Source organism: Hoeflea sp. 108, from assembly GCF_000372965.1.
GTDB lineage: Bacteria > Pseudomonadota > Alphaproteobacteria > Rhizobiales > Rhizobiaceae > Aminobacter.
Genome location: NZ_KB890024.1, coordinates 4,473,136 through 4,488,958, shown reverse-complemented (window position 1 = coordinate 4,488,958; position 15,823 = coordinate 4,473,136). Strand labels below are relative to the sequence as shown.

Genomic DNA, 15,823 nt, shown 5'->3' with positions numbered 1-15,823 from the left:
CGATGATTCCGCTTGACGATCATAATATGAGGGTTTATCACATTTGCAAATGTGAGGATTGCTCATATTTTGTGGAGGCCAAGATGTCGTCTGAAATTGCCAATGCTCCCTTCCTCATCCTTGGCGGCACCGGAAAGACCGGACGCCGCGTCGCCGGGCGTCTGGCCGCACGCGGTCTGCCGGTCCGCATCGGTTCGCGCAACGCTGCACGTCCCTTCGACTGGGAGGATCGTTCGACATGGGCGACGGCGCTCAAGGGCGCGCGCGCCGTCTATGTTTCCTACCATCCCGACCTCGCCGCACCGGGCGCCGCCGAGATCGTTGGTAACTTCGCCCGGCTGGCGGTTGGTATGGGCGTCAAGCGGTTGGTGCTGCTGTCCGGTCGCGGCGAGCCCGAGGCGCAGCGCGCCGAACAGGCGGTCGTCGCTGCGGGTGCCGACTGGACCGTGCTGCGCTGCAGCTGGTTCATGCAGAACTTCAGCGAAAGCTTCCTGCTGGATGCGGTGTTGTCGGGCGAGATCGCCCTGCCGGTGGGTGCGGTTGGTGAGCCATTCGTTGATGCCGACGACATCGCCGACGCGGCCGTTGCCGCACTCATCGACGATCGCCATATCGGCCAGCTCTACGAGCTGACCGGCCCGCGCCTGCTCAGTTTCAGCGATGCCGCTGCCGAGATCGCGGCGGCCAGCGGGCGCGATGTCCGTTTCATCGAGATCATGCCGGCCGACTTCGAGGCTGGCCTGGCTGCGGCCGGGTTGCCGGAGGATCTCATCGCGTTGCTGTTGGTGCTGTTCACCGAGGTGCTCGACGGTCGAAACGCCCATGTCGCTGGCGGCGTCGAACGCGCGCTCGGGCGGCCTGCACGCGATTTCAGCGACTTTGCCCGAACCGTTGCGGCATCCGGTGCCTGGGGAGACACAAAATGATCGACACCCTGTTTTCAGCGCTTACCTTCCTCGCCGTGATCGGGAGCGGCCTTGCTGCCGGGCTGTTCTTCATCTTCTCGAACACGATCATGGCGTCGTTTGCCAGGCTGCCTGCGGCGCAAGGCATTGCCACCATGCAGCAGATCAACCTCACCATCATCAATCCGGCCTTCATGGCGGTATTCATGGGAATGGTGGTGCTTGCGCTGGTGCTGGGCGGCAAGGCGTTGCTTGGCTGGTCCGAAGCGGGCGCCGGCTGGCTGATTGCGGGCGCCGTTGCCTATGTCGTCGGTTGTTTCCTAGTGACGATCATCTTCAACGTTCCGCTCAACGACAAGCTTGCGGCCGTCGACCCGTCAAGCGCGGAGGGGGCGGCACTCTGGGCCACCTACCTCAGCGACTGGCTGCCGTGGAACCATGTCCGTACTGTCGCCAGCATGATCTCGCTCGGCGCCTTCGCCATGGCCTTTGCGCGCACTGCGTGATTCTTCGGCGCCCAAGATCGGCCGATCTCGGGAACGCATGCGAAACAGAAAGGCCGGGGTCAGCCCCGGCCTTTTCGTCTCAGCTCTGGCGCTTCCAGCGCGCCACGGCATGCGCGATCAACCGGCCGACGAGGTCGGGATAGCTCACGCCCGAGGCGGCCATCGTCTTCGGATACATGCTGATGTTGGTGAAGCCGGGGATGGTGTTGACCTCGTTGACCAGCGCCGAACCGTCGGCCTTAACGAAGAAGTCCACCCGCGCCATGCTTTCGCAGCCCAGCGCCAGGAAGGCGCCGCGGGCAATCTCCTGCAGCCTGGCCGTGCCACCGTCGGGCAGCTCGGCGGGAATGCGTAGCGCAGCGCCGTCGGCATCGATGTATTTGGCCTCGTAGGTGTAGAAGCCGTGGCTTGCCGCCGGGACGATCTCGCCCGGCACGGAGACCTGCAGCTGTCCGTCGGGCGCCTCGAGCACGGCGAACTCGATCTCGCGACCGGCAATGAATTCCTCGATCAGCACCTTGCGGTCGTGTCTGAAGGCCTCGGCCAGCGCCGTCTCCAGCTGCGCTGCCGTCTCGGCCTTGCTGACACCGACGGACGAGCCCTGACGGGCCGGCTTGATGAAGACGGGCAGGCCGAGGGCTGCCTTCACCGCCTCGAAGCCCGGGCGTTCCCCTGCATGCACCGTCAGCCCTCGGGCGACCGGCAGTCCGGCCTCCTTCATCAGCCGCTTGGCCGTGTCCTTGTCCATGGCGTTGGCCGAGCCGAGCACGCCGCAGCCGACATAGGGAACATCCGCCACTTCGGCGAGCCCCTGGACCGCGCCGTCCTCGCCGAACGGGCCATGCAGCACCGGAAACAGCACATCGATCCGGGGCATCTCGAAAGGCGCTTCGCCGCTGGGGAGGCCGACCAGGCGGCCCTTGCCGCCCGGCACCAGCGCCACTTCCGTGCCGCCAGTGGGCACGACCTGGGGCAGCGTGCCGTCGCTGCCAAGCTCCGCCAGGAACCAGCGACCGTCACGGGCGATGCCGACAGGCACGACCTCATATCTGGCAGTGTCGATCGCCTTGACCACATTGCTTGCGGACATGATGGAAACGTCGTGCTCGGCGGAACGCCCGCCGAAAAGGACTGCAATGCGTGGTCTCGATGTCATGCTTTCTCCCGCTCGCGTCAACCGCCATCCAAAAAGTCAGGCTACCGAGTGGCCGCCGATTCCAGCTTATCTGTGGCGAGCTGTTTTGAGGCCCGTGGTAATCGTCAGGCCTGATCCTTGGCCTTGTGGCCCTTGCGGTCGGAGTGGCCGAGGTCGCGCTCGGGATCAATGAGGTCGCGCACCAGCTGCTTGAGCTGAGCTGCATCGGGAAAGCCGCCGTCGCGCTTGCGGTCCCAGATCATCTCGCCGTTGCAGGTGACGGTGAAGATGCCGCCCGTGCCCGGCACCAGGGTCACTTCGCCGAGCTCCTGGCCAAAGGTCGACAGAAGCTCCTGCGCCATCCAGCCGGCGCGAAGGAGCCACATGCACTGGGTGCAGTAGGTGATGCGGATACTGTGCGATGATGTCATATCTTGACCACGATTGTTCCTGCCAACCGATCATAGAGTGGATCGGTTTTGCGAGCCAAAGAGATTGTCACCGAGATAACCCAGATGGAGGCAAAGACCAAAAAGAGCCCGCCGAGAAACACCGCAGCACCCCGAGACGTTGCTCCATACTGCGGCAACAGGAACGCGAGGATTGGTGCGAACAAAACGGCCTGTCGAAAGATCGCCTTGGGCAACGGAATTCCAAGTGCGCCCAGAGCGTCTCGATCCAATACCCTGATATCGAGCACATGTTTGCCGACGGTTTGCCCGATCCGCCACTCGAAGGCTATGAGATAGAGCAGGAAAATTGCGAGTGCAGCTCCGTTCGCATCGAGCCACAGGCTTTCAACATGGTAGCCGTCGGCGTTCAGCCATAGTTCTTCAGTGAGGGTTCGCTGTTGGCCCTCGGTCTGATCAGTCTGGCTGAGAACCAATTGCCGGGACATAGGCAGGCCAAACAGCGTGGTCTGACAGTCCTGAACAGTGTCGATCCGCTCTAGAGTGTGCGGAAACCCTTCTGGCACGCGATCCAGATCGGCACATATCCTAAAGATGAGGCCGAAACTTCCTTGAATTCGGCCGTCGGTCTGAGTGTAGAGAACGACAACAAGCAATTGCAGTGGGGTGAGCACAATTGCTGCGTCGAGGAAAAATGCACCGACGCGGCGCCAGAAACCTACGCGCTCCCGCCACCATGTGCCGGTGTATGTGGCACTATTTTGGGCTGCAATATCTGTCACGAATCCCTCCCCCGAACTCCTTCGCAGTTTGCAAAGTGCGATGGAGCATTCAATGGGGGAGGTGGAGTTATTGCTTACGCAGCGCTCAGCTTGGCCAGCGTTGCTTCGTCGACTTCGAAGTTGGCATAGACGTTCTGCACGTCGTCGTCGTCTTCCAGCGTGCCGACCAGCTTCATCAGCGACTGCGCGCGCTCTTCGTCGACCGGGATGTTGTTCTGCGGCTTCCAGACGATCTTCACCGACTCGGCGTCGCCGAGCGAGCTTTCGAGCGCCTTGGACACCTCGCCGAGGTTTTCGAAGGCGCAGGTGATGGTGTGGCCGTCTTCGTCGGACTGCACGTCATCGGCGCCGGCTTCGATGGCGGCGTCCATCACCTTGTCGGCGCTGCCGGCCTTGGCGGCATAGACGATCTCGCCGACCCGGTCCCACATGAACGACACCGAGCCGGTTTCGCCCATCGCGCCGCCGGCCTTGGTGAAGGCGGCGCGCACGTTGGAGGCGGTGCGGTTGCGGTTGTCGGTCAGCGCCTCGACGATCAGCGCCACGCCACCGGGGCCGTAACCCTCGTAACGCACTTCTTCATAGTTTTCGGCATCGCCCATCGAAGCCTTGGAGATGGCGCGGGCGATATTGTCCTTGGGCATCGACACGGCCTTGGCGTTCTGGACGGCCAGGCGCAGGCGCGGGTTCATCGAGGGGTCGGGCACGCCGGTCTTTGCTGCAACGGTGATTTCGCGTGCAAGCTTGGAGAACATCTTGGACCGCACCGCGTCCTGGCGGCCCTTGCGGTGCATGATGTTCTTGAACTGTGAATGGCCGGCCATGGGACCCCTGTTTGTCGCTTCGGCAGTGTCTGAATGGGCCGCCTTATAGATAAATCGGCTCAATACGTCCAGACTTCCGGGCTTTCAGCGCGTCAAGATCGGCAGATTTGCCTAAGCCGCGTCCCTTGCCGCTCTGGCGCCGACCCGTACCGTATTCCGGCCTGCGGCCTTTGCCTCATAGAGCGCCCTGTCGGCGGCAAGCAGCAGGTCGTCGATGTCCTTGACGTCTGATGCCGTCTGGGCGGTCACGCCGATGCTGACCGTCATGCGCAGCCGCTCGCCCGAGGGAACCGTGATCTTTGCCGCCTCGATAGCGGCGCGGATGCGTTCTGCCACACCCGTTGCCTCGATCAGGTCGGTGCGCGGCAACAGCACGGCGAATTCTTCGCCGCCTGTCCGGCCGAAAAGGTCGTCCTCGCGCAGTTCGGCCGAAACCAGGCGGAAGAACTCCGTCAGCGCCTTGTCGCCGGCTGCATGGCCGAGGCGGTCGTTGACGCGCTTGAAATGGTCGATGTCGAGCATCAACAGGGATGCGTCGTGCGTGCCGCGAGCAAGTTCGCCAAGGCACGCCTCGCCGCGCTCCATCAGAGCGCGCCGCGACAGGGCGCCGGTCAGCGAGTCGTGATTGGCCTGGTGCATCAGCCGCTCGATCAGCTCGCGACGTGCCGCATTGGTGCTTGCCACCGTTAGCGGTCCGAGCGCCATCAGGGCCACGCCAAGGCGGATCGAATCGAGCAGCCGCAGCGGGTTTGGCAAGTGCGCGAACGGAATCATGTCCGCCGGCAAGGAAATCAGCAGCCATGTGGACAGAGCCATCGTCAGCACCGTGGTGGTGAACATGCTGTAGGTCAGCGCACACCACAGCAGCGCTGGGATGGGGAAAGCCAGTGTACCTGGGCCACCGACCGCGCTTCCGGCAACAACCGAGATCAGCAAGGCGAGACAGGGTGCCGCATGCATCAGGTTGTCCCTGTTGAGTTCCGCGAACGGGGCCCATTGCTGCCTGAGCGTATGCAGGCCGGGAAAGGTCAGCCAGATTGGCACCACGATCAGGTAGTTGACCAGTTCGCTCACCGCCCAGAACGCCAGGCCGTCGGCGAAATCGCGTCCAAACAGCATGCGCGCGGCACCGCCGCCGGTCACCGCCGAGGCCAGAGAGGCCAGGCAACAGATGGCAAAGACGTAGAGCACCGAGATCGAACGACGCAGCTTGCGGTCTTCTTCCGGCAGCAGCTTGAACAGCAGATAGCCGGTCATGGCGCCGGCCATGTTGGCGGCCGACAGCCATGCGGTGGTGATGAGATCGCTGCCGGTCGTGATGTCGGCGGCGAAGTAGCCAACAAAGGCGGCAAGCCAGCCCGCAGGCGAGGCGAATGCCTGATAACGCACCATCAGGCCGAGCAGGACGGCGTTCGCCGGCCATACCGCGGCAAGGAAGCCTATCGGGCGGGTGAAGATGCCGAACAGGGAGGCAGCGAAGATGGTGCCTCCGACGATGAGCGCGAACAGCAATGTGCGTTTCGCGCCGGTGTCGGCACGTGGGAGCAGATTGGCGGTGAACACGTCTTTCCTTCTGTTTCCGTCAAGCAGGTCCCTCAGGCGGGACCATCGACGAAAACAGTTCACCCGGCCTTAATGCGCGCGACGATTTTAACTTGAGGTTGCATTAGCGAGGTGCGGCAAAAGGCCCGGTGCTAGTTGGCGTCGAGCGCTTTGGCGATGCCTTCGGCCAGGTGGTCGGTATCGCGGGCATGCTCGTAAGGCACGCCGTGGCGGGCATAGAGGGCGGGCGAGAAGTCAGGGGCGATTGCCAACGCCCGGGACAAGGTCTGTCGCGCCTGCTCGACCTTGCCGTCCTGGGCCTGGCAGGCAGCCACATGGGCCAGCTGCCAGGGCGGCTGCGAGGTCATGCGCTCGAGGCGGACGAGCGCGCCGGCATAGTCGCCGATGCCGTACAGCGCCATCGAACGATTGCAGTCGTACCAGTCCGGATGGATCGGATTGATCTTCTCGGCCTTTTCCATCAGGGCGAGTCCCTCCAGTGGCCTGCCGCGCAGTGTCAACACATAACCGAGCTGCGTCATCGTGTCGGCGTCGTGCGGATTGAGGTCGAGGGCACGGCGCATGTGACCCTCGGCTCCGGAGTGCTGGCTGGCGAATAGCCTGATGACGCCGAGAATGCGATGACAGCGCGGCTCCTCCGGCGCGAGCGCGACGCCCCTGGCGCCGTGTGCGATCGCCTGATCGAAGACCTCAGGAGAGAGCACGATGTCGCCGACCAGATGCGCGACGGCGAGGCCGAGATAGCCATGGGCCAGGCCATAAGCCGGGTCTTTGTCGATTGCCGCTTCGAAGTACTCCCTGGCGGCCTCGTTGTCCTCCGGCTGGTAGCCGCGCAGGCGGCTGATGCCACGCAGCAGGAGCTCATAGGCGACGAGACTGTCCGTCGGCTTGGCAGCGGCGCGATGCGTGCCCGCATCCTCCAGTCGCTTGACCAGCCGATTGACGATCTGCTCGGAAATGTCGTCCAGCACGGCAAAGACGTCGCTGCCGTCGGCGACATAACGTTCATTCCAGGCAAGGACGCCCGCCGGCGCGGTGGCCAGGGAAACGCTGATGTCGAGCCGTTCGCCCGTGCGCCGGAGCGAACCCTCGACCGCGAAATCGGCGCCGAGTTGGGCGGCGCCCGCCAGTCCTGATTGCACCGAGAATGTCGATGTGTGGCCGAGAACCATGACGCTTCGAAAACGCGCCAGCCTGACGATGATGTCCTCGACGAAGCCGTCGACAAGCGGCTCGTCCGTCCTGTCGCCGGCGTTTTGGAAACGCAGGACCGCCACTATCGGCAATTGCCGTGGTTCAGGCGCGGGCGTTGCCGGAACCAGCATGTAGCCGCGCCCGGAAATGGTTCTTATCGTCTGCTGGGTGTCGTCGCCGAGCGCCTTCCGGATTTCCTTGATCGCCTGGGTCAGCGAGTCCTCGGTGACGAAGACGTCGCCCCACACAGCCGTCATCAGCTCGGACTTGGTGACGATGCGGCCAGGGTTGCGGGCAAGGTGCTCCAGCAGGCGATAGGGCTTGGCCCGAAGCCGCACCGGCTCCTGTCCACGACGCAACAGCCCCGACGCCAGGTCAAGGCAGTAGTCGCCAAGGGCGACGGTATGAGGCGCGTGTCCCACCATGAATGACGGCTTCGCCAATCTCCTGAAGCAAAGCCAATATGCCGCGCCGGGGTTTCGTCAAGGGGCGGGGTGTTTCCGGCCTGTCTTCCGCGGGGCCGCGGTCGCGGGACGCGGCGGCCTCGACCATGCGGTCGACTGGCGTCCCCGACATTGAGCCGACCGGCAGGTACAGCCGCCCGCCGGACATTGCCTCGTCAAGTTCCCGATCGATCCGGCTGCGATCTTCGACAGGCATGGGCCTCTCCTGCTTTGATCGCAGAAGCTTGCGCCTTGCCTGGCGTCGCGTACCGAGACGGTTCTGAAATTTTGCTGAAATCGGGAGCTCCCCTGCGACCACGGCCGCAGGGGAGCGGAGACATCATGCAGCGAGGCGAGGTTCCATGTCCTCGATACCGATGTGTCCAAGGAAGCCGCCCGAAGACACTGCCTGCCGTTGTTCCTCGATGGCATGGGCGAAGATCATGGCCGGATCGGCTTCGAGCTTGGCCATGTGCCTGTGCAAACGAGGAAACTCGCTGGCGATATCGAACAGCTTGAGGTCCTCGCCCCAGCGGGCGATGCCGATGAAGTAGGCGTCGGCCACGGTCTTATGGTCGCCGACCAGCCAATCCCGACCTTCGAGTACGCCCTGCAGGTAGGCATAGGCCTTGGTCGCACTCTCCTTTGCCAGCTTGCGCAGGAACGCGGTGCCGGCCGTGTCATCCTTGTCGAGCTTGTAGACGCTCCAGCCGTAGCCGAGCGCGGAATGCAGCGTCGTGTGGAGATAAGACAGCATCGCGTTCAGTTCGTCGAACTCCCTGGTGCCCTGGGCGAAGCCGAGCCCCTGGTCGATGCCGCGCGCGGCGATGGCGTGCAGGATCGCCAGGCTCTCGTTCAGGGGCTTGCCGTCGGCCATCAGCATCGCAGGCGTCTGGCCAAGCGGGCTCGCCTTGGCGAAGGCCCCGCCCGGTCGCTGCTCCGACATGTCGATGCGGTGCAGCCGATAGGGTTGGCCCAGCCATTCGAGCGCCACGATCGAGCCGAACGAGCAGCCGTGGGGCACGCCGTAGAAAAGTACAGGTTCCATGTCTTGTCCTTTCGAAGCCGCGGCCGCGATCCGTTCGCGGCGTGCCGCAGAACCTATGCATTGCACTCGCTCCAACAAGCACCTACCTTTTCGTAAGGTACTGACTTCAAAGTAAGAATTGAGGATTTAGTGGCAAAAACCCAGCCAGAAAGTTGTGGTCTCGGCCCTGCCTTCCAGGTCATCGGCGGCAAGTGGAAGGCGCTGATCCTGTGGTTGGTGCATACCGAGCCGCGCCGCTTCGGCGAGCTCAAGCGGCTGGTGCCCGATATCAGCGAGAAAATGCTGATCCAGCAGCTGCGCGAGATGGAGGCCGACGGCCTCGTCCATCGCGAGATCTTTCACGAGGTGCCGCCGCGGGTCGAGTATTCCGCCACCCCGCTCGGCCAGTCGCTCGATGAGGCACTGGCGCCGCTCGCCGTCTGGGGCAAGGAGCATGGCCCTGCCATCGAGGCGCGCAAGGCCTAGTCGGCAAGACATACATGCACCGAGGCTGGGTTTCAGCCTTCCAGGTTATGCTTCAGCCGGTCGAGAATCGACATGGCGTGACTGGCATATTCGCTGATCCAGCGGTCGTGGATCTCTTTGATCGGCATCGAGTTGAGGTGGTTCCAGCGCTCGCGGCCGTCACGCCTGGCCACCACCAGATCGGCTTCTTCCAGAACCTTCAGATGCTGCATGACGGTGCAGCGGTCCATGTCGTCGAAGCGCTCGCACAGGGCGCCCGTCGTCAACGGACCATCCTTCAAGCAATCGAGCATCAGGCGCCGGCGCGGATGAGCCAGAGCCTTGAAAACATTGTCGTCTTTCGCTTCGCTTGACATGTTATGTTTTTATAACACATTATCGCCAAGTGCAAGTACAGGAGGTTCAAAATGTCCTTGGGGTTCAAGGTTTCGGGGCGTATCGCCAAGCCCGTCCACGAGGTGTTCGACGCGGTCGTCAACCCGACGAAGCTCAGCGCCTACTTCACCACTATACGTGGCGCCAGCGCGCCGCTGGTCGCCGGCACCACCGTTACCTGGTGGGGCTCCGTGCCGGTCGAGGTGCAGGAGATCGAGCTGGACAAGCGCATCGTGCTGCGCTGGGACGCCGAGGTGACCGAGGGCCAGCCGGCCTACAAGACCAGGATCGAGATGGGCTTCGAGGTGCTCGAGGACGGCTCGACCTTCGTTACCATCGGTGAGTCCGGCTGGGTCGAGGACGCGGTCGGCCGCAAGGCGTCCTACGGCAATTGCGAAGGCTGGGCCGAGATGCTGTCGGCCATGAAGGCGTGGCTCGAATACGGCATCAACCTGCGCGAGGGTTTTTACCCCTCCGAGATGCGCGGCGAACTGCCAACGACAAGCGAACGCAAGTGAAGGCTGAGACAGTGACGACCAAGATCGAAGGCGGCATCAACATCGCCATGAAAGTGCCCAGTCACCAATACGAGGCGACCATCGCCTTTTACCGTGACGTGGTTGGCCTCGAAGGCATCCCGGAGAAGGCGCCTGCGGTCGGCTTCAAGCTTGGCCCGAACCAGCTCTGGATCGATGAGGCGCCGACCATGAGCCAGGCCGAGGTCTGGCTGGAGCTGTTCACGCCCGATTCCGCCGGCACGCTCAAGCACCTTGGCGATGCGGGTGCCGTGCGTTGCGACCCGATCGAGCCGCTCGGCGAAAGCTTCCGCGGCGGCTGGATCATGAACCCGGCCAACATCGTGCACATGGTGCGCGAGCCCGACGCCTGGTAGGCATGCCCGTATCGGGCGGCGGGCAACCCGCCGCCCGATTTCGTCAGACCGAGTGAAACCGCATCTCGCCCTGGTTCAGGAAACACGCCTTGTCGAACAGCCTGAGGTCGAGCGGGTTGGGCAGCCTGACGTCGCGGAGATCGGGAACCGCCTTCGTCGAGGGGTCGTAGGCGCGGTCGATCTGCGAGATCATGACGACGATCAGCCCCTTGGCGCGCGCCAGTGACCTCAACGTCCGCACTTGATCCATCAGCGCCGGGTTCTCGCGCTTCTGGTCGAGCAGCTGCAGATAGTCGACCACCACCACGCTTCCGCGGGGCGCTGCCGCCATCCGCCTGGCGATATGCTCGGCGTTGATCATGTCGGAATTGTCGAGTTCGAACAGGTTGCCAAACTGCGCCGGATCAGCGCCGATGGCGCGGAACCGGTCCAACACCTCCCTTTCGGTGTACTCCAGCGTGAAGAAGGTGGCGCGCCGGCCTGCCTTCATCGCCTCAGCGGCAAGCTCCAGGCCCATCAGCGTCTTGCCTTGACGCGGTCGTGCGCCGAGCAACACCATGTCGCCGGCTGCCAGGCGGGCAAACAGCATGCCGGCAGGCCGGGCAGCAGCCGATGTGGCGGCAAGGAGGCTCCACGCGCCAAAGCCTTCAGCCGCCGCTATGCGGTCGAGGGCCTGATGCAGCGGGAGATTGTCGGTCCGGGCGAGAAGCCTGGCCCTGCGCTTCAGCATGGGTATGGGTGCGGACAGTTTCATGCAGCGAACCTCCAGATACGAGCAGTCGTCGCAACCCCTCCTTATGCAAGCGCTCGAACAGATGGTTCGGTGACCAAGGCACCCTGCACGATCAGTACTTTCCCGTTGGAGGGGGGAGGCGTGGGCCGCGCCAGAATCAGATCATAGCGCACAATCGAGTGTCTCGACATCGGCGCGCAAACGAAAACGGCGGGCATTTTGCCCGCCGTTCGTCTCGTTTGTCGGTCGTCGTGGCCGTCAGTGGCCGCCACCGCTTTTCCTGGAGCGCTTGCGCTGCAGCATGTTGAGGCCTTCGACCAGCGCCGAGAAGCCCATGGCGGCGTAGATGTAGCCCTTGGGCACATGGTAGCCGAAGCCGTCGGCAATCAGCGTCATGCCGATCATCAACAGGAAGCCCAGCGCCAGCATGACGATGGTCGGGTTTTTTTCGATGAAGTTGGCAAGCGGCGTTGCGGCCAGCAACATCACCGTCACGGCAACGATCACGGCGATGTACATGATGCCGATCTCGTCGGTCATGCCGACAGCGGTGATGATCGAGTCGACCGAGAAGACGAGGTCCAGCAGCAGGATCTGGAAGATCGCAGCGCCCAGCGACAGCTGCAGCGTGCGCGATACGATCTCGTCCTTGTGGTCTTCCGGATCGACCGAGTGGTGGATTTCCTTGGTCGCCTTCCACACCAGGAACAGGCCGCCGGCGATCAGGATCAGGTCTCGCCAGGAGAAGCCGTGGCCGAAGGCCTCGAAGATCGGCTCCTTGAGCGCCACGATGAAGGAGATGGTGGCGAGCAGCAGCAGGCGCATGATCAATGCGGCGCCGATGCCGAGGCGGCGAGCCGGGCGCCGCTGTTCTTCGGGCAGCTTGTTGGTGAGGATCGAGATGAAGATCAGATTGTCGATGCCGAGCACAACCTCGAGCGCGATCAGGGTCAGCAACGCCACCCAGGCGGTCGGATCGTTGATGAAGCCGAAATACGGCGCCAGAAATTCGATCATAAGTGTCCCCGTTGTTCTTCTAGATACGTTTCGAGCGGCCGGCGGCCGCTCTTTCATGTGTCAGCCATGCCAATGCACGGCGCGTCCAAAAGGATGCGTCGCGCTCTAACATTTGCTGACGTGCGGCGGGCAAGTAGGTGTCCACTGGCCCCTCGTCAATGTCAGGACCAGAAGGAGGGTACGGTTTCTTCGAGCCGGGGGCCGCGACGCAATGGCGCAACCCGCTCGGCAAGGCCGGTGCGGTCGGAGATGTCGACGCCGACACCGCAGATGGTGGCTGGCCCGTTGGCCGCCTCGAAGCGGCCCTTGGGCACCTTGGACAGGAAGCGGTTCAGCGGCTCTTCCTTGTCCATGCCGAGCGAGGAATCGTAGTCGCCGCACATGCCGGCATCGGTAAGGTAGGCCGTGCCGCCATTGAGGATCTGGTGATCCGCCGTCGGCTGGTGCGTATGGGTGCCGACCACGAGGCTGGCGCGGCCGTCGACGAAATGGGCGAAGCACATCTTTTCGCTCGTCGCCTCGGCGTGGAAGTCGATCACCACGGCATCGGCCTGTTCGCCCAGCGGGCAGGCCGCCAGCTCGCGTTCGCCGGCCTGGAACGGATCGTCGAGTTCGGGATGCATGAACACCCGGCCCATGATGTTGGACACCAGAACGCGGGCGCCGTTTTTCGCAATGTAGAGACCCGATCCGCGACCCGGCGTGCCCTTCGGAAAATTCGCCGGACGCAGGAAGCGCTCCTCGCGCGGGGCAAAGCCAAGCGCCTCGCGCTGATCCCAGACGTGATTGCCCGTGGTCACCACATCGGCGCCGGCATTGATGGTCTCGCGGAAGATTTCCTCGGTGATGCCGAAGCCGCCGGCGGCGTTCTCGCCGTTGACGATGACGAAATCGAGCCGGAAATCCGAAATCAGGCCGGGCAACTGCTGCCAAACCGCTGTGCGGCCAGCCTTGCCCACCATGTCGCCTAGAAAAAGAAGTCTCATGAAAAATGCTTCTACAGGGCCATTGCGAAATCATGCAAGTGGACGCTGCCGAATTTGCCCCGAGCCGATCAGCGCCGGCCGATCACCTCACGACGGCTCGAACCGGCGCAGCCCGCTCTCCGTCAGGATTTCGGGGATGATGACGTCGTGGTTCTCGTCCGGAACGCGCTCGACCTCCTGGCAGTCGAAGGCGATGCCGATCAGTCTTGGCTCGATGCCCTTGTCCTGCAGCTTGGCGATCGCCCGGTCGTAATAGCCCGCGCCATAACCGATGCGGTGGCCGCGCGCATCGAAGGCGGCCAGCGGCACCAACATGATCTCAGGGTCCAACACCTCGGCTTCCTCATGCGGGCCGACGGTGCCGAACCCCATGTCGACCATAGGTGCGCCGCGCACCAGCTCGCGAAAGACGATTGTGTGCTTGTCGAGGATGGCCGGCAGGCAGAGGCGGGCGCCGTGTTCGCGCAGGGCGAACATCATCGGCCTGACATCAACCTCCGAACGCATCGGCCAGAAGCCGGAGACGATGGTGCCGGGCTCGAACTGGATGTTGTCGCGCGCCGTCTCGGCCATCTCCAGCGAGGCCTCGATGCGCCAGAACTCGTCGAGCGCATCACGCCGGGCCAGCGCTTCCTTGCGCAGCTGCTTCTTGATCTCGCGATGGGAAGTCATGCCTGGCCCATTCTCCTGTCGTCGCCAGTGTGTTGCATATCATTTGTCGCTACGGCAACGCAGAAACCGACGCTTCCTGGCGTCGGGTGGGCAGGTTTTATCCTGATAGGGAGGTGACGATCCACACAACCGGTGAAGAAGTCGATCCCGGAGACCTACAAAGTAGGTGGGCGCCGTGTGAAAAGACCCACGGGTCTTCCCAGGGACAGCTCCCTAAGGATCGTTAAGGCCCCGGGGAAAATGCTCTCCTGCCGCGAGGCGCAGACCGTCGCTGCCAATATAGGCGCTCATGCCGCGATGCGCCATGGCAATGCGGCGGTTCGGGCAATGATATTTGCGGGCAGGTCGCAACCTGCTTCTCCCACTAGGGGAGAAAGGGATGGCGCAATTCTTTGCTGCCAGATGACCAGCAGCGGCACCGCGATCAGTTCGACCGACAGGCCGGCAAGATGTCCCGCTGAAGGAGTGCCCGAGGCGATCAAAGACAACAGCCGCGCGAGCCCGCCACAGAAGGTCAAAAGGGCGAGAAAACGAAACCGCGTCGTCTTTGCCTCGATCGCAGGCACGCATGTGAACCAGGCGATGCCGATGACAAGGAATATTCCGGACAGGAAGCGAAAGTGGCTATCGAGGTCGACTGGCCATGGTCGCCGAACATGGAGAAAGACCGGGCCGATGACCACACCAGCCAGCCCGACCAGGACAGGGGTGATTGCGAGGACGGTGACGATCGCTTGCAGACATCTCTTTTCCGGCCATGCCGACATCTTGCCACCCATCATCATCTGTACTGTCCGCAGGGAGACACGTTGTCGCAACGCCAGGGTTTCAGGCGCTGCCCGTCAGGCTTGCGCCTACTTGCCCTGCTCCTTAGGGTCGCGGCAGAAATTATGAGGAATTCGCATGCGCTTTGAAGGAACGTCGGCCTATGTCGCCGACAAGGATCTGATGGTGGCGGTCAACGCGGCGATCGCGCTGGAGCGGCCACTGCTGGTCAAGGGCGAGCCGGGCACCGGCAAGACCGAACTGGCCCGCCAGGTGGCGGCAGGCCTCGGCCTCGAAATGATCGAATGGAACGTCAAGTCCACCACCAAGGCGCAGCAGGGTCTCTACGAGTATGACGCCGTGTCGCGCCTGCGCGACAGCCAGCTCGGCGATGGCCGTTTCAACGACATCAGGAACTACATCAAGCGCGGCAAGCTGTGGGATGCGTTTGCCGCCGGCAACAAGGTCGTTCTGCTGATCGACGAGATCGACAAGGCCGACATCGAGTTCCCCAATGATCTCTTGCAGGAACTCGATCGTATGGAGTTCTTCGTCTACGAAACCGGCGAAACGATCAAGGCCGATGTCCGCCCGATCGTCATCATCACCTCGAACAACGAAAAAGAGCTGCCCGACGCCTTCCTGCGGCGCTGCTTCTTCCACTACATCCGTTTCCCTGACGTCGAGACGCTGCACAAGATCGTCGAGGTGCACTATCCCGGCATCAAGCAGAACCTGGTGCGTGCCGCACTGACCCAGTTCTACGAGATCCGCGAGGTGCCTGGGCTCAAGAAGAAACCGTCGACCTCGGAAGCACTCGACTGGATCCGCCTGCTGGTCGCCGACGACGTCGCGCCCGAAGACCTGCGCGCCGACCCCAAGAATGCGCTGCCCAATCTGCACGGCGCGCTGCTCAAGAACGAGCAGGATGTGCATCTGTTCGAACGGCTGGCGTTCATGGCCAGAAGGCAGGGGTGAGGAGCGGTCCGCACAGCGGACGAAAAGCCAACGATTTGGCTTTTCAAGCGACGAACGCCCGGAGCCATAGCGGAGGGCAGGGGAGCGTCAATGCCCGGCTTGCGCGTCTGGCCTCCGTTAGCCCCTGACA

General features: G+C 63.1%; 19 protein-coding genes and 1 other RNA gene. 6 read left to right on the top strand and 14 right to left on the bottom strand.

All coding sequences use genetic code 11. The features are described 5' to 3' along the window. The first annotated feature begins 83 nt into the window (after positions 1–83). The gene (locus B015_RS0122350) at positions 84–926 is read left to right on the top strand and encodes an NAD(P)H-binding protein (RefSeq protein WP_026227600.1); all 843 of its coding nucleotides are present in this window, start codon (positions 84–86) and stop codon (positions 924–926) included. Then, positions 923–1,411: an anthrone oxygenase family protein gene (locus tag B015_RS0122345; RefSeq protein WP_018429971.1), complete on the top strand. Its 489-nt coding sequence runs from the start codon at positions 923–925 to the stop codon at positions 1,409–1,411. Before B015_RS0122350 ends, B015_RS0122345 begins: the two co-directional genes overlap by 4 nt. A 79-nt stretch (positions 1,412–1,490) precedes the next feature. Here the strand turns inward: B015_RS0122345 and B015_RS0122340 are convergent, their stop codons facing one another. The 7 genes from B015_RS0122340 to B015_RS0122310 all read right to left on the bottom strand — a co-directional run bounded on the left by B015_RS0122340 (position 1,491) and on the right by B015_RS0122310 (position 8,810). Continuing rightward, a complete protein-coding gene (locus B015_RS0122340) occupies positions 1,491–2,567 on the bottom strand; it encodes a D-alanine--D-alanine ligase family protein (protein WP_018429970.1) in 1,077 nt (358 codons plus the stop codon). Between the two features lie 104 nt (positions 2,568–2,671). Beyond that, complete coding sequence (locus B015_RS0122335) at positions 2,672–2,977, bottom strand: SelT/SelW/SelH family protein (protein WP_026227599.1); 306 nt, start codon at positions 2,975–2,977, stop codon at positions 2,672–2,674. Beyond that, positions 2,974–3,738 (bottom strand): RDD family protein, encoded by a 765-nt coding sequence (locus B015_RS0122330; RefSeq protein ID WP_157632809.1) that lies wholly within the window; start codon positions 3,736–3,738, stop codon positions 2,974–2,976. The genes B015_RS0122335 and B015_RS0122330 overlap by 4 nt, the downstream gene beginning before the upstream one ends. A 74-nt stretch (positions 3,739–3,812) precedes the next feature. Continuing rightward, a complete protein-coding gene (locus B015_RS0122325) occupies positions 3,813–4,562 on the bottom strand; it encodes a YebC/PmpR family DNA-binding transcriptional regulator (protein WP_018429967.1) in 750 nt (249 codons plus the stop codon). A 111-nt stretch (positions 4,563–4,673) separates the two neighbouring features. Continuing rightward, positions 4,674–6,125, bottom strand: coding sequence for a GGDEF domain-containing protein (locus B015_RS31425; protein ID WP_018429966.1), 1,452 nt, complete (start codon positions 6,123–6,125; stop codon positions 4,674–4,676). A gap of 131 nt (positions 6,126–6,256) precedes the next feature. Continuing rightward, complete coding sequence (locus B015_RS0122315) at positions 6,257–7,762, bottom strand: winged helix-turn-helix domain-containing protein (protein WP_245262245.1); 1,506 nt, start codon at positions 7,760–7,762, stop codon at positions 6,257–6,259. 340 nt (positions 7,763–8,102) lie between these two features. Next, entirely contained in the window at positions 8,103–8,810 is a 708-nt protein-coding gene (locus B015_RS0122310) for a glutathione S-transferase family protein (protein ID WP_018429964.1), read from the bottom strand. Positions 8,811–8,939: 129 nt separating this feature from the next. On the opposite strand from B015_RS0122310, the gene B015_RS0122305 reads away from it, so the two are divergent. Further along, the gene (locus B015_RS0122305; protein ID WP_018429963.1) at positions 8,940–9,275 is read left to right on the top strand and encodes a helix-turn-helix domain-containing protein; all 336 of its coding nucleotides are present in this window, start codon (positions 8,940–8,942) and stop codon (positions 9,273–9,275) included. 32 nt (positions 9,276–9,307) lie between these two features. Here B015_RS0122305 and B015_RS0122300 read toward each other — a convergent pair whose 3' ends face one another. Beyond that, positions 9,308–9,631 carry a metalloregulator ArsR/SmtB family transcription factor gene (locus tag B015_RS0122300; protein WP_018429962.1) on the bottom strand — a complete coding sequence of 108 codons (324 nt, stop codon included), beginning with the start codon at positions 9,629–9,631 and terminating at the stop codon, positions 9,308–9,310. A gap of 51 nt (positions 9,632–9,682) precedes the next feature. Between B015_RS0122300 and B015_RS0122295 the strand changes: the two genes are divergently transcribed. Then, entirely contained in the window at positions 9,683–10,168 is a 486-nt protein-coding gene (locus B015_RS0122295; protein ID WP_018429961.1) for an SRPBCC domain-containing protein, read from the top strand. 11 nt (positions 10,169–10,179) lie between these two features. Continuing rightward, positions 10,180–10,542: a glyoxalase/bleomycin resistance/dioxygenase family protein gene (locus tag B015_RS0122290; protein ID WP_026227598.1), complete on the top strand. Its 363-nt coding sequence runs from the start codon at positions 10,180–10,182 to the stop codon at positions 10,540–10,542. Between the two features lie 43 nt (positions 10,543–10,585). Here B015_RS0122290 and B015_RS0122285 read toward each other — a convergent pair whose 3' ends face one another. The 6 genes from B015_RS0122285 to B015_RS31420 form a co-directional block, all read right to left on the bottom strand. Beyond that, complete coding sequence (locus B015_RS0122285) at positions 10,586–11,296, bottom strand: DNA helicase (RefSeq protein WP_026227597.1); 711 nt, start codon at positions 11,294–11,296, stop codon at positions 10,586–10,588. Positions 11,297–11,533: 237 nt separating this feature from the next. Continuing rightward, entirely contained in the window at positions 11,534–12,292 is a 759-nt protein-coding gene (locus B015_RS0122280; protein ID WP_018429957.1) for a TerC family protein, read from the bottom strand. 161 nt (positions 12,293–12,453) lie between these two features. Next, positions 12,454–13,278: a YmdB family metallophosphoesterase gene (locus tag B015_RS0122275; RefSeq protein ID WP_026227596.1), complete on the bottom strand. Its 825-nt coding sequence runs from the start codon at positions 13,276–13,278 to the stop codon at positions 12,454–12,456. Between the two features lie 87 nt (positions 13,279–13,365). Next, the gene (locus B015_RS0122270) at positions 13,366–13,950 is read right to left on the bottom strand and encodes a 5-formyltetrahydrofolate cyclo-ligase (RefSeq protein ID WP_018429955.1); all 585 of its coding nucleotides are present in this window, start codon (positions 13,948–13,950) and stop codon (positions 13,366–13,368) included. Between the two features lie 114 nt (positions 13,951–14,064). Further along, positions 14,065–14,220: non-coding RNA, 6S RNA (gene ssrS / locus B015_RS32750), on the bottom strand. A gap of 17 nt (positions 14,221–14,237) precedes the next feature. Further along, complete coding sequence (locus B015_RS31420) at positions 14,238–14,735, bottom strand: DUF4345 domain-containing protein (RefSeq protein ID WP_018429954.1); 498 nt, start codon at positions 14,733–14,735, stop codon at positions 14,238–14,240. 118 nt (positions 14,736–14,853) lie between these two features. Here B015_RS31420 and B015_RS0122260 point away from each other — a divergent pair, with 118 nt between their 5' ends. Next, a complete protein-coding gene (locus B015_RS0122260) occupies positions 14,854–15,693 on the top strand; it encodes a MoxR family ATPase (RefSeq protein WP_018429953.1) in 840 nt (279 codons plus the stop codon). Positions 15,694–15,823 lie beyond the last annotated feature (130 nt).

What these genes read in the sequence shown, in the direction of transcription:
- B015_RS0122350 (WP_026227600.1), top strand. Translation starts at nt 84, where the DNA reads ATGTCGTCTGAAATTGCCAATGCTCCCTTCCTCATCCTTGGCGGCACC.
- B015_RS0122345 (WP_018429971.1), top strand. Translation starts at nt 923, where the DNA reads ATGATCGACACCCTGTTTTCAGCGCTTACCTTCCTCGCCGTGATCGGG.
- B015_RS0122340 (WP_018429970.1), bottom strand. Translation starts at nt 2,567, where the DNA reads ATGACATCGAGACCACGCATTGCAGTCCTTTTCGGCGGGCGTTCCGCC.
- B015_RS0122335 (WP_026227599.1), bottom strand. Translation starts at nt 2,977, where the DNA reads ATGACATCATCGCACAGTATCCGCATCACCTACTGCACCCAGTGCATG.
- B015_RS0122325 (WP_018429967.1), bottom strand. Translation starts at nt 4,562, where the DNA reads ATGGCCGGCCATTCACAGTTCAAGAACATCATGCACCGCAAGGGCCGC.
- B015_RS0122310 (WP_018429964.1), bottom strand. Translation starts at nt 8,810, where the DNA reads ATGGAACCTGTACTTTTCTACGGCGTGCCCCACGGCTGCTCGTTCGGC.
- B015_RS0122300 (WP_018429962.1), bottom strand. Translation starts at nt 9,631, where the DNA reads ATGTCAAGCGAAGCGAAAGACGACAATGTTTTCAAGGCTCTGGCTCAT.
- B015_RS0122295 (WP_018429961.1), top strand. Translation starts at nt 9,683, where the DNA reads ATGTCCTTGGGGTTCAAGGTTTCGGGGCGTATCGCCAAGCCCGTCCAC.
- B015_RS0122285 (WP_026227597.1), bottom strand. Translation starts at nt 11,296, where the DNA reads ATGAAACTGTCCGCACCCATACCCATGCTGAAGCGCAGGGCCAGGCTT.
- B015_RS0122280 (WP_018429957.1), bottom strand. Translation starts at nt 12,292, where the DNA reads ATGATCGAATTTCTGGCGCCGTATTTCGGCTTCATCAACGATCCGACC.
- B015_RS0122275 (WP_026227596.1), bottom strand. Translation starts at nt 13,278, where the DNA reads ATGAGACTTCTTTTTCTAGGCGACATGGTGGGCAAGGCTGGCCGCACA.
- B015_RS0122270 (WP_018429955.1), bottom strand. Translation starts at nt 13,950, where the DNA reads ATGACTTCCCATCGCGAGATCAAGAAGCAGCTGCGCAAGGAAGCGCTG.
- B015_RS31420 (WP_018429954.1), bottom strand. Translation starts at nt 14,735, where the DNA reads ATGATGATGGGTGGCAAGATGTCGGCATGGCCGGAAAAGAGATGTCTG.
- B015_RS0122260 (WP_018429953.1), top strand. Translation starts at nt 14,854, where the DNA reads ATGCGCTTTGAAGGAACGTCGGCCTATGTCGCCGACAAGGATCTGATG.